Below are 12,906 nucleotides of genomic sequence, written 5' to 3' on the forward strand. Positions count from 1 at the left end.
GTTTTTTGATCCTAAAGCAGTTCCTCGCGCTCGGCAGGGCGAATAGCCACGCCGTCCTACCCCAGCGAACGCAAGGCAGCTTGATACGCAACCACCAGTCGTTCGCGTGCCTCATCTTCCGCTGCCGAGAGCAGGCCCATTGCTAGTTGCTGCATCTCACCAAGACGTTGTTCGAGCTCGGCCCGCACTTGATTTGGCGAGGCGGTCCGTGACAATCCCACAACTTCTGCTGCCGAAGTAGCTTCAATTGCGGCCCGAAGCGGTGCCAACAACCGCGAGTCTGGGGTTGCCGCATAGGTATTGCGGTAGCTGCGGTAAAGCAAGACGAAATGCATGCCAGGCTGGGACAATGTCACCGATTGCACCCAACGCACATGTTCAGTATTGATGTTTGCGCCCGCTAGTTGATCGAGCACATCAAGCATCCGCACCGCGCGCTGCAACACCGCGAAGTAGCTCATTTCGCCAGTGAGCAATTGAGTGAGCCGGCTGATTCCAGAACGTTCGATCATCCAATTCACTAGTCCGACCGCGCCCTCGGCCGCAGCGATATCCCGGGCAGCGACGATTCCGTACTCTCCGACGGTATCCAGCAGTTCGTCTCGCATGTGGGCGGAAAGCCCCGGCACAATTACCGAAGGGTCTTCGACCTCAATGACATCAAGCAGCTGCTCTCGGTTAAGGGAAGCCAAATGCCCCAAAGTACGAGCGATGGTGCCATTGACCCGACCGACCAACGCGGACTCGGCCAAAAATCCCGACAATGGCACCACTTCAAGCACGGAATTGCCCAATTGAGCAGCAATATTCTCCGCGTGAGTGGCGGCGTAATCCAACGGATCACGTTGTCCGAACGCTCCCGCGCCAAAGGAATCCGCACGGGAGAGCACTCCCACCGAAGTAAGCGGGGTCATACCCAGCTGAGACAGAAAGAGTCGCTCGTCTTCTCGAGGCGCAGAATCCGATAGAAACACCAAGGAGTCCGCCCACGAACTAGCCCGTTTCGTGTCTTGCTGGCCATCGACGAGGACACGCCGGGTGCGTTCTTCATTCTCGACCGTCAACGTTGCGGTGCCGGGCGTGTCGATGAGAGTCAGGCGCTGGAGCTGCGCATTTGGTAGAAACTGTTCGATATGATCGACGTCTTCCAACGGAAAGCCGAGTTCTTCAAGTGGCCCTTCGCTGAGCGGAATGCGCTTGACCTCGCCAGATCGGCTATGAATCTCTGCGCGAGCAGGTGCCCCATTGAAATACATGGACACGGCCATGGTGCACTCAAGGGAGCCGGTGGCTGCAATCTCGTGCTGTGTGAGGGCGTTGACCAGCGTTGATTTACCGGATTTGAGGCGTCCTACTACGGCAACCCTAGGTGGGCGCGACACCATTTCCCGCAGCTGAACAGCGTGTTCAGCGAGTTCCGGGCCACCTTGCGCCAGCGCATCTGTAGCTTGGGTGAGCAGGGTAGTTAGCGCGCCAATACTTTGGTCACGTGAGGTGTCAATATTGTTGTATGTGGTTGGCGGAGTCGTCATTACAGTGCCCTCCCTGGCGCTTGCAGTGCGCGCTTGTGCGATTCCAATTCAGTAATGGTGGCCTCGATGATGTCGAAATTCTTCTGCAGTCGCGCCAATCGGGATTTGCGCTCAGTTTCCGACTCTTGCGCGATTCGGCGAGCTTCCTCGATCTTGCCCTGGATGTGCTTCTGCTGTTGACGCAGCTTCGAGCGGTGCGCCAACATGATTTCCGTGCGTGCCGACGTAATAATCTGGTCAAGCATGCGCATCGACGTCGAACGCGCGTTGGACTGCATTTCCCGCAGCCAGTTGATCAGATGCTGCTTACCGTTTCGCATCGCCTTGTAGCCCAGATTGATGCCGATCCACAACCCGGCCGCCAGAGGCGCGATGCCGAAGGTAACGCCCGCCAGCGCACCTGCGCCCACCATCCCCATGGTCAGCACAGTGGGATCAGCGAGGTCTTTCGTCTTTTTGTCTACCTCACGGGTGACAATCTCGGCTGGCAGCAAAGATGCCAAGACAGTCGACATAACTTGCCGTGTTAATTCCTCGTCTCGAACGAGAGCTCGGCAGTCCTTTTCGACCTCTCGCAAAATCGCCTGCACCGCACTATCGACGATGCTGCGTAGCTCCGTTTCGATCTGACTCGTAAACACCTGAGGTTTTGATCGCAGGACGCGCATACCATCACTATTAATGCGTTCGGTCCAAGTGATCCTCAATTGTTCGAGAGCGCGATCTAAATCGCCAGAAATACTATTTCGCGCGAGTGAGATGTCGCGCTGGAACACTTGTTCCCAATCAGCAGTTTCTTCTCGAAATTTCTCGAGTTGTGCCCGCTCCCCCTCCAGCTTTGCTACCGCATCTGAGGTGCTCGAATGTAGCTGAATGTCTTCATCGACATCCTTTTGGACCGATCTCATCACCACCGTCATGGAATCGAGGGCCGTGCGCACTCCAATCCCCGACGACGCCGCCAGGTCTTGGCGAATCTGCGCACGAAGGGCCGCGATGCCACAGCGCTGTTCGATCGCTTCTCGACGCGCGTCGTCAACAAGCTCGGCTGCGTCTAGCGCACGAAGACTCGATACACCGATCACGGGGATCTCCAACCCCAAATGTTGACTAATCAACCTTCTATTGTCTGAAACAATAGATCGCCATCGTCGAGTGTTCTTGTCGGTCTTTGTCACCGCGACGATCACCGAGCCAACCTGTTCACGAGCGGTGCGCAAAATTTCTAGTTCGGGTGCAGTGATGGGGGTAGATGCATCGCAAACCATCAACAGCACGCCCGCATGCCGGGCCTCCGTCAGCGCGGCGTGAATGGCGTGGCTATCCAGACCTCCAACACCAGGAGTGTCAATGATGGTGATGCTTCCAAGATCGCGGGCACCGACAGTTATTTCCGCAGCCGAGGGCAATTGCAACGCATCATCTGAATCTGCTGGTGCCCGATCCAACTCCTGTACGGCTTGATGGGTTACCCATTTGGGTAGTTCAGCCGGGTCGATGGGATCCCTACGGTCGCCTCTGACCACAGAAACTTCCACCGGAAATGTCGGATCTTGCACTGTCTTCACCCGAATGGGCGCTGACGTACACATCAAGACATCTACTGGAAGCAGATCTCTGCGCCCGACGAGAGCATTGACTACAGAAGACTTACCGCGCTTGATTTCCCCCACGACAACGACTGTGCCCAGGCGAAACTCTGCATTCATCACCGCCAACGCGTGTTCTGCAGCGCCAACATGTCCATACTTGGTGGCGATTTCACACGCTCGACCTACGGACGCACGCGCATCTCGACCATTGACTGTGTGCGGCGCAGTCTCCATTAGTGCCCTCCTTGTGTTTCTCGGCGACCAACTTGTGACCGGGAAGCTACCCCCGTTTGGTCGATCACTACATTTTTACTGAAATGGGCACCTACCGCATGTTTTAGCCGAAATTCAGTACCGAATCATAAGTTTTGCTTACCCCCGCGGAACATTCCTGGACCTGGCTGCATCTCAGCTATGACAGGACAGCACGCCAGTCCTGAAGGATACTAACCCCAGCACAATGCTGGTTCCCACCCACTGAAAGGAAAGGTCTCACAATGTCTGACTACAACAAGAACGCTGCAGAAAACACCACCCCTGGCACCTTCACCATCACCGGTGCGGACGGAACGACCACCTCCGGCAAAGTAATCGGTGGCTCTGACGCTGATCTCGACGGCAAGCTGGACACCTTCCAGGTTGACATCGACGGCGACGGCAAGTCGGACGGCACCGTCTACGACTCCAATGAAGATGGCAAGATCGAGCGGGCCGACATGGACTTCGACAAGGACTCCATCACTGACACCCAGCTGACCGACACTGACCGCGACGGCGACTTCGACCGAGTCTCCGCTGACACCAACCACGACGGCCTCTTGGAAACCCACGTCGTAGACACCGACAACAACGGCCGAGTCAACAACGTACAGATCGATACCGACGGCGACGGCAAGGTCGACGTCAAGGCCTCTGACTCAAACGAAGACGGCAAAATCGACTACGTTGCCTACGACACCGACGGCGACGGCAAGATGGACACCACCCAGTACGACCACAACAATGACGGTGTCGTCGACTCCACCTCTGGCAGCGGTAAGCTCTCCGCAGCTCACGAATCCATCAGCAAGGGCGCATTCAGCGAGGGCCTGAGTGGCGAGTCCGCTGGTGCCGCAGCTGGTGCGGGTGCCGCAGCTGGTGCAGGCGCCGCAACGGCCGCAGATTCCGCAAGCGCAGCCGAAAAGCCAGCAACGGAAGCTACCCCTGCTCCCGAGGCCAGCGCAGCTCCAGAAGCAGCGCCTGCACCTGAAGCTGCACCTGAAGCTGCACCAGCGCCCGAAACAGCCCGTGGCGAAGCTTACGACTCCAACCGCGACGGCGTCGACGACGGAGTGTTCTTCGACACCGACGGCGACGGGACGGCCGATGTTCGCGCATACGATCGTGATGGTGACGGAAAGATCGACTCTGTCCACTACGGGGATACTGCAAATGATCACAAGTCCAACTACTTCGAGTCCGACCGCACCTGCGACGGTATTGCAGACAGCACGGGTGGCGATGGAGCTAAAACTGCTGCTCAAGAAGCCCTTGGCAAGCTACTCGGCCAGGATGTAGATGACCTGATCGCCGGTGGATCCACGAGCGCACCAGCAGCCGAAGCACCAGCAGCCGAAGCACCAGCAGCCGAAGCACCAGCAGCAGCTCCTGCAACCCCAGCCAATGAGCCAGCTTCTGCTACCGCAGCGCCAGCTCATGGCAAGGGCGTTGAGGTTGACCTCGACGGTGATGGCTACGCTGACGGCTTCGCTCAGGACACCAACGCCGACGGCAAAGCAGATATCCTGGAGCTCGACTCCAACGATGACAACGTCACCGACATGGTGGTAGTCGATGGCAACTACGACGGACGCATCGACGAGCAGCACAAGGATCTCGACGGCGACGGCAAGACCGACGAGGCTCTCATCGACACCGACTTCGATGGCTACGCCGACGTCAAGGCCTACAACAACGACAACGATCTGGAATACGATTCCTACGACAAGGTCAACTCCGACCTTGCTCCAACGATCGACGTCGATATGCCAACCGACTCTGGTTCGGCTGACGACATCGCCTAACCCTCCGCACTAAGGACGGCTGATGTGCTACTCGCGCATCAGCCGTCCTTTCGTATTCGATCCGCAGTAGATACGTGAGCGATTTGCCACCCTGGGAGGCGAATTCGATCGCAGTCCCCGGACGGCGCGGGGCGATGGCAGCCGGCGTCGATAAGCACCGACTACACTCAGTAAGGTCCAAGCATGGCGGAGGTTAGAAGAAGTTGGCGAAGGTGGCAAGCCCAAGTACTGAGGAACTCCTCGACGCAGCGGTAGCAGGGCTCGGTGGAGCGCGCCGCGATGGTCAGATGGCGATGGCCAAGGCCGTGACCCACGCGATGGAAAACGAACGCCACCTGGCAGTTCAGGCGGGCACCGGTACGGGTAAGTCGCTGGCGTATCTGGTTCCTGCGATTCGACACGCTCAGGCCAGCGATACGACTGTAATCGTGTCTACCGCGACAATCGCTTTGCAGCGACAACTCGTCGAACGTGATCTCCCTCGGCTCGCGGATGCGTTGGAACCGCTGCTCGAGAAGAAACCTACCTTCGCGATCATGAAAGGGCGGCAAAACTACCTTTGTCTGAATAAGATTGCCGCATCCGAAGTCGCTGAACCTGATGCCTTGATAGAGGAAGAAGACCTCTCGTGGCTCGGCAAACATGTCGCCCGACTCAGCGAATGGGCGCAGGAAACCGAAACCGGTGACCGCGATCATCTGGAACCCGGAGTGCCAGATCTTGCCTGGCGTCAGCTTTCAGTGAGCTCCCGGGAATGCCTCGGCGCCTCGAGGTGTCCCCATGGCGAGGAGTGTTTCGCCGAACTGGCACGAAAGAAGACGCAGGATGTCGATGTAATCGTCACCAATCACGCACTGCTAGCTATCGATGCGCTCGCGGACATCAATATTTTGCCGGAGCATGATGTCGTTATCATCGATGAGGCACACGAGCTCGACGGACGCATCACTGCGGTGGCTACCAACGAAATCTCGGTAACTTCCCTCAACTTGGCAGCTAAGCGAGCCGGGAAACTCGGTGCGGAAGGCCGCGACGAAAAGCTCAGCGACATCGCCAAGGATTTGGAGGATGCCTTCCTCACGGCCGAGGAAGGCCGCTGGAAATCGATGCCGTTGCCTGCGCAAAATGCGCTCATCGCCATCAAAGACGCGCTGTGGAACCTGCGCGAAACAATCAGCCGAGCCCCCGACGGTGAAGCCGCCAACGATCCCGAGCGCAACGCGGAACGACAAAACCTCAGCAACCACCTCCAGGACCTCCACGACGCGATCATTCGAATCCTCGAAGTGTTTGCACAGTCAGACCCCGCCAAACACCAAGACGTCGTTTGGCTCACGCGCGATGATCGTCGTGGAACAGTCACGTTGCGGGTAGCTCCGCTTTCGGTAGGGGGCCTCCTGCATTCCCGACTTTTTGCCGATCAAACCGTAATTCTGGCCTCGGCAACGCTGACCATCGGCGGTAACTTCGACGCGATGGCGGCTAGCTGGGGCTTGTCCAAAGGTACGTGGGACAGTCTCGATGCCGGGACGCCGTTCGATCCGCAGAAATCAGGAATCCTCTACACCGCGAAGCACCTGCCCGACCCCGGACGAGACGGGCTATCTCCGGAAACCCTCGACGAACTCTACGAACTCATCATGGCTGCAGGCGGTCGTACCCTGGGATTATTTTCATCCCGGCGCGCCGCTGAGCAAGCAACGGAGGCCATGCGCGCTCGCGTCCCATTCGATGTGCTGTGCCAGGGCGATGATACAACCGGCGCGCTCGTCGACAAGTTCGCCAAAGACGACAACTCCTGTTTGTTTGGCACGCTGACCTTGTGGCAGGGCGTCGATGTGCCGGGGAAGGCATGTTCGCTGGTGGTCATCGACCGCATCCCGTTCCCTCGCCCGGATGATCCGCTGTTGCAAGCGCGGAAGGAAGCGACTGATGCCGAGGGACGCAATGGGTTCATGGAAGTCGCGGCAACACACGCTGCGCTGCTGATGGCGCAGGGAGCTGGGCGATTGCTTCGTCACGTCTCGGATCGTGGTGTGGTGGCAGTGTTGGATAATCGGCTGGTCACCAAGCGATACGGTGGATTCCTTCGCCGGTCGATGCCAGCCTTTTGGGAGACTACCGATCCAGCCACAGTTCGGGGAGCGTTAACCAGGTTGGTGGCGCAGTGAACATCTTGCCATCGTCACTCTACGACGCAGTTTTCGGTGGGGCGCTACCCGAGCAGGAAGCCATCATCGATTCCAGCGGCTCGTGGACGTATCCGCAGCTCGCCGAGCTTATCGACGACGTCGCTGCCAGGCTCTACGCCCGTGGAGTTCGCCCCCACCACGTCGTGGGAATTCAACTGGGCAACGGCAGCGATTTTGCGATCGCTTTTCATGCCATAGCCAAGCTCGGAGCTGTAGTCACCCCGCTCGGGGCCCATATCACCGCCGACGACCGCGCCGCCCAGCTGCGAGCTGCCGACGCCACCATGCTTCTTACGGCCACCGATCTCGCGCAGCTGCGTGCTCCCCGAGGTGGTCTCGCTGCCCCTGTGGTGCAGATCAATCCAGAGCAGTTGGTGTGTCTGCCGTTTTCCTCCGGCACCACCGGCAGCCCCAAGGCTGTTATGCTGCCGCATCGTGCGCTGAGTGCCAATATCCAACAATTCGGCCAAGTTTTGCCGCTTAGTTCCGGAGAAACGTGCCTGTCCGTTTTGCCGTATTCACACATTTACGGACTCACCGCGCTTCTAAACGTCCCGTTGGCTCTTCGGGCTCGGATTATGGCGCAAGATTTCGAACGGGAAAGCTTCTTGACCGCGCATGAACGCCATCACGTCGCCCTGACTTTCATCGCCCCACCGCTGGCGACTTTGCTCGCTCGAGATCCGCTGGTCGACACGGTGGATTTCAGTGCGCTCCACACCGTCGTTTCCGGCGCCGCGCCACTCAACGTCGCTACGGCTAAGGTCGCCGAACAACGAATCGGCGCCCGCATCATTCAAGGGTTTGGACTCACCGAGGCCTCCCCCGTGACGCATCTCGCGTGGCAACCAGGCACCTCCCTCGGCTCGATCGGCCACCCACTGCCCGGTACCGAAATCAGCGTCCGGGATCCCAAGACCGGCACACCGGTCACGGAAGGTGAGATGTGGGTGCGCGGACCGCAGATCATGAAGGGCTACCTCGGCGACCCGCTAGCAACCTCGGCCGCGCTTGTCGACGGCTGGCTGCGCACCGGCGACCTCGTGCGGGTGCTTGCCGACGGCTCCGTGGAAGTCGTTGATCGGCTCAAGGATGTTATCAAGTCTCACGGCTTCCAAGTGTCGCCAGTGAAGCTTGAGCAGCTGTTACTGAGCAATCCACACGTCGTCGATGCCGCTGTGGTGCGCGGATACGGTACCAACGGGGAGGAGCGACCCGAAGCGTTCGTCGTGCTCGGCTCCCCCATAAGCGATGATGAGTTAATCGAATGGTTTGGCGCTCAGGTCGCTCCGTATGAACGTATTCGTAGCATCCGGCAGGTACGAGAAATTCCCCGCAGCGCTTCGGGGAAGATTCTCCGCAGGCTACTTACAAGCTAGGTTCGGGTTCGCGCGCTCATAATCCAGGACCGCCAGATACATCACCTGCGGCACCATAAACATCATCGGGATGGCAAAGAGACCGAGGAATGGAATGTTGCTCAAGAAACTAATCGCCAAAATGAACAACAACATCAAAAACGTCTCCATCTTGTAGCGCATCGCAACCTCGGCAGACTCTTTGAATGCAGCAAGCGGTCCCCGGTGCATCGCGATAGGAGTTGCGTAGGTAAAGAAAAAGATTGCTGCCAACAGCCCGACGAAAATGGCGGCCAAGCCCACGAATCCGAGAAGTATATACAGCAGGCAGCACACTGCAACTAACCCGCAGCGGGCAGTACCAAACATGTCAATGAAGCGCAGTGGCTTCTCGCCCCGCCACAGCTGTTCCACAGCCCGCTGTAGGTTAGTCACGTACATGGCTTGCACAAATAACATGCCTCCGAAGAGAGTTGCCGCGGCAAATGGAGCAATCATATTGAGTGAAGATTGCGACAATGCCAAAACTTCATCAAGAAAGTACAGCGATGCCATAAAGACTAGGAACACGCCGACAACGCCGAAAACATACGCCAGCCCCGACAAAAGGAATACCTTGAGATTTCCGGTGAGCATTCGCCAAGCAACGCCGCATGCTCGCGCCGCTTCTGGTGGGAGCGCCGAGGCAGCTGGCTGTTGTGGCTGCATTCCGTTGACAAACTGCACACTGGGACGCCCGTCAAATGGGTTCGAGTTGGGTGTCTGCCACGAAGGAAAAGGCTGCGTCATTGTTGTTCCTTTCAGGACGATACTGCGTTAGGCTCTCGGTTACTGAGATGCTCAGACAGGACAGAGATGTTCCCGCTGTGACCAGAAATTCCGCAATTTTGCCTAAAACTGCCCCCACCCAAGTTTCAACTCGGTTGGGGGCAGGCTTTGCGTGGGCACTGCAGTACGCACGCAACCCTAGCTACGGCGCTGCACAGGAAGTCCCTTAGCGGTGAGGTATGCATGGCTCATCGCCAAGAAGGTCAACGGGTAAGTAAAAATGATGCCCACGTAGGTTGCGCCACCAATGCCGTTAATTACTGCGAGCAAGAGGAACAGAACCAGCGATGGAACGATATTGTTCTTGACCACCTCAAACGAGCTGGAGATAGCCCCACCAACCGTTTGCCCCTCAGGGACAGCTGCCGTCATCGCAAACATCAAGAGGAACGAAACCACAACAGCACCGATGATGAGGGCGATCACGCCCAGAACACTGAGCAGGCCGACGGCGAGAGATACGACAAACATGATGCCACAGCGTTTGAACGTGAAGAAATCCTTGAAAGTAACTTTCTTGCCGCCCACGGCATAGACCGCTTCGCGATAGCTGACCAGCTCCCAGAGAATCATTGCCACCATGCCAACCAACAGGAGGAGAACCATTCCTACGATAATCGCCGGGCTAAAGTCGCCAGTAAACTCGCCCGTAACCTCATCAGTGTTCGCGATCATGTAAGCGAAGAAAATAACGTAAGCCACGAGGAAGGAAAGTCCGAAAGCTACACCATAGGCCAGCGCGGATAGAAGCCATGCACCTGGACGCTCTGCAAAAATTTTCCATGCCTGCGAAATCGAATCCATGGCATCGAAAGTCCCCGGAGCTGGGGTGGTTTGCGTGGCTGCATAGGAGGAATTGTCGTAGCCGAAGTTGCCACCTGGCTGCTGGCCGTAAGGCTGTTGGCCGTAAGGCTGTTGGCCGTAAGGCTGCTGGCCATAGGGCTGCTCAGCTGCGGACTGCGAGTTGAGCCCTGCTTCATACTCATAAGACGGAAGGCGGCTTGATCCAGAATCGGCTGGGTTGTTTCCGACCGCCCCAGACTCATTACGGCCCGAGTTTGGATCGAATGGATTGGACATGCGTATCATCCGCCTTTCTGGTTAAACAACGCATTTACTGAAATTAGCTGCCAAACAGTTTTACCTTAGCTGTAACAGTTGAATACCGCAGGGCGCGTAACCATATTGTTATGCCTTGCAAAACATTGGATGTGCGGCAGACGTCGACAAGCTTGGAGCCATGCCTAAGGCTGCGCTAGTGCCACGACAGTTACCGACCCAGGGGCCACCTCCGTGTAGCCGGCGTCTTGGACGGCAACGGCGTCGCTGCGCTGGGCCAACCGTCGAAACTCGGGTGACGAAATTTCCCGCACCTGAAGCGGAAACCCTGCGCTCCCCCAAGCGCTCACCCACTCGCGCGTGGAATGAGCTGCCAGCAACATCGACCCGTGCCCTACCTGCGCGGCAGCCTTCCCGACGCTCATACGAAGACCCGCATCGACCGCGATCAAGGCAATACCCGGATGGATGGGGCGCTGCGGAGAGGCATCCAAGTCAGTGCCACCGATCTGCAGCTTCGTCACCAACGGATCCGTGTCCTGCACGGGAGAAGGAATACAAGCCCGAGCGCTCGCGTTTCCTTGCGACACAGTCACGCCAGGCACCTGCTGCACCCTTTCCCAGGCTGTATTTCGCGCCCGCCTCGCAATCTTGCGAATCCGAGCACCATACCAACGCTGCAACGCAGCGGCGTACTCCGTATCACCGGCGGCCCGTTCGTCCAAGCAAGCTTTAACGACGGCACGAGCTGCGACTTCGAGTAGTTCAAGCCGATCAATCTGCTGATTCTTCGGCATGTGCAGGACGATTGGCATGGCCTGCACTGTCGCGGGGTTGTTGGGGTCTTCGCCATCCCGATCCGGATCGAGAACAGCGCGCAACCGCTCGTGGGAGATACGCAGGGCAGCCAAATCGATGCCTAACGCTGGTGAATCCGTTGAGGGATCAATCACGGGCATGCTCAACTTCCGTTTGGGTGACCCCCAACATGTACAGCACTTCGTCCAAGTAAGGAGTAGTCACTGAAGCATCAGCGACTTCACGCAGGGCAGGCTTTGCGTTGAAAGCAATTCCCAGCCCAGCAACAGACAGCATATCGATGTCATTAGCGCCGTCACCGACCGCTACAGTTTGGGACATATCCAGGCCACAATGCTCGGCGAACTCACGCAAGAACTTGGCTTTTGCCTCCCGATCCACGATGTCGCCCACCACCCGTCCAGTGAGCTTGCCATCGATAATCTCCAGGGTGTTAGCCCGAACGAAGTCGAGATCCAGGTCTTCAGCCAGCCCGGTCAGTACCTGAGCGAAGCCACCAGAAACGACAGCCGCCTTGTAGCCCAACCTCTTGAGTGTCCGGATGGTGGTCCGCGCCCCAGGAGTCAGCACAATCTCCGCAACGACTTCGTCGATAACGGACGCATCTAAGCCGGCGAGGACTGCAACACGTTGGTGTAGCGAAGTAGCGAAGTCAATCTCGCCTCGCATAGCCCGCTCCGTCACTTCCGCTACTTCTGCCTCGCGACCTGCGTGCGCCGCGAGCATCTCAATTACCTCTCCGGTAATCAGGGTTGAGTCGCAGTCGAAACAAATCAAACCCTTCGCTCTCCGCTGCAGACCCGCACGTTCAATTGCAATATCAATTCCGATCTCAGAAGCCAACTGTGCGAGGGCTTTGCGGAGGGGCACTCCACTCCCCGGTCGATCAACTGACAGCGTCACCTCCAGCTCAACCGCAGAAACCGGCTGATGCCCCAGCTGGCGAATCCTATCGATATTCGCGCCGTAATTCGCCATAGCAACTGCAACGGCGTGCACATGCTTCGCTGAGATTTCTCGCCCGAGGAGAACCAACACGTGAGTCGCGGCGGTACGCGGGTGACGCTCTTGCTTTTCGACGCGCACACGCAAACCATAGCCACGCAAGGTTTCTTTCAGTCCCGCGGTGAGCTTCTCGACTCGGTCCGGAGCAATTGCAACCAGAGCTGCCAGCGAAAGCTGGCCACGAAACGTCGATTGCTCAATATCAAGTAGCTGTGCGTAGTGGGAGGCCAGAACCCGAAATACGGCGGCGCTGATCCCGTTGCGATCGGCGCCGTGGACTGTGACTAGGTAATCGTCCGCTGTGCTGTTCATATTCCTATATTGGCACGATGCTTCAACCGACAAAAAGCAACTACCCCCACCACCTTAGAACGGTGCTGGGGGTAGTTGCTGCGTGTCATGGAGACCGCCCAACTGGCAGTTGTCAGGGAAGACTACCAGCTGCGATGCGTCACGCG

At 57.8% G+C, this 12,906-nt stretch carries 9 protein-coding genes; 3 read left to right on the forward strand and 6 right to left on the reverse strand.

Annotated elements, in window-relative coordinates:
* Positions 1 to 56: 56 nt before the first annotated feature.
* Together CEPID_RS09790 and CEPID_RS09795 are read right to left on the reverse strand one after the other, a co-directional pair.
* On the reverse strand, positions 57 to 1,532 hold the full coding sequence (locus tag CEPID_RS09790) for a dynamin family protein (protein WP_047240813.1): 1,476 nt from the start codon (positions 1,530 to 1,532) through the stop codon (positions 57 to 59).
* Positions 1,532 to 3,358 carry a dynamin family protein gene (locus tag CEPID_RS09795; RefSeq protein WP_047240814.1) on the reverse strand — a complete coding sequence of 609 codons (1,827 nt, stop codon included), beginning with the start codon at positions 3,356 to 3,358 and terminating at the stop codon, positions 1,532 to 1,534. Before CEPID_RS09795 ends, CEPID_RS09790 begins: the two co-directional genes overlap by 1 nt.
* A gap of 263 nt (positions 3,359 to 3,621) precedes the next feature.
* Between CEPID_RS09795 and CEPID_RS13345 the strand changes: the two genes are divergently transcribed.
* The 3 genes from CEPID_RS13345 to CEPID_RS13180 all read left to right on the forward strand — a co-directional run bounded on the left by CEPID_RS13345 (position 3,622) and on the right by CEPID_RS13180 (position 8,758).
* Positions 3,622 to 5,187 carry a hypothetical protein gene (locus tag CEPID_RS13345; RefSeq protein ID WP_052843511.1) on the forward strand — a complete coding sequence of 522 codons (1,566 nt, stop codon included), beginning with the start codon at positions 3,622 to 3,624 and terminating at the stop codon, positions 5,185 to 5,187.
* A gap of 212 nt (positions 5,188 to 5,399) precedes the next feature.
* Positions 5,400 to 7,358: an ATP-dependent DNA helicase gene (locus CEPID_RS09810; protein WP_047240815.1), complete on the forward strand. Its 1,959-nt coding sequence runs from the start codon at positions 5,400 to 5,402 to the stop codon at positions 7,356 to 7,358.
* Positions 7,355 to 8,758 (forward strand): class I adenylate-forming enzyme family protein, encoded by a 1,404-nt coding sequence (locus CEPID_RS13180; protein ID WP_052843513.1) that lies wholly within the window; start codon positions 7,355 to 7,357, stop codon positions 8,756 to 8,758. The genes CEPID_RS09810 and CEPID_RS13180 overlap by 4 nt, the downstream gene beginning before the upstream one ends.
* On the opposite strand, the gene CEPID_RS09820 is transcribed toward CEPID_RS13180, so the two are convergent.
* From CEPID_RS09820 to serB, 4 genes are all read right to left on the reverse strand, one after another.
* The gene (locus tag CEPID_RS09820) at positions 8,744 to 9,526 is read right to left on the reverse strand and encodes a hypothetical protein (RefSeq protein ID WP_047240816.1); all 783 of its coding nucleotides are present in this window, start codon (positions 9,524 to 9,526) and stop codon (positions 8,744 to 8,746) included. The genes CEPID_RS13180 and CEPID_RS09820 overlap by 15 nt on opposite strands.
* 177 nt (positions 9,527 to 9,703) lie before the next feature.
* Positions 9,704 to 10,645 carry a hypothetical protein gene (locus tag CEPID_RS09825; protein WP_047240817.1) on the reverse strand — a complete coding sequence of 314 codons (942 nt, stop codon included), beginning with the start codon at positions 10,643 to 10,645 and terminating at the stop codon, positions 9,704 to 9,706.
* A 164-nt stretch (positions 10,646 to 10,809) separates the two neighbouring features.
* Positions 10,810 to 11,583, reverse strand: a complete 774-nt coding sequence (locus tag CEPID_RS09830; RefSeq protein ID WP_083984441.1) for a peptidyl-tRNA hydrolase — start codon at positions 11,581 to 11,583, stop codon at positions 10,810 to 10,812.
* Positions 11,570 to 12,760, reverse strand: coding sequence for a phosphoserine phosphatase SerB (gene serB / locus CEPID_RS09835; protein ID WP_047240818.1), 1,191 nt, complete (start codon positions 12,758 to 12,760; stop codon positions 11,570 to 11,572). Before serB ends, CEPID_RS09830 begins: the two co-directional genes overlap by 14 nt.
* Positions 12,761 to 12,906: the final 146 nt, after the last annotated feature.

This window comes from Corynebacterium epidermidicanis (assembly GCF_001021025.1).
GTDB classification, from domain to species: domain Bacteria; phylum Actinomycetota; class Actinomycetes; order Mycobacteriales; family Mycobacteriaceae; genus Corynebacterium; species Corynebacterium epidermidicanis.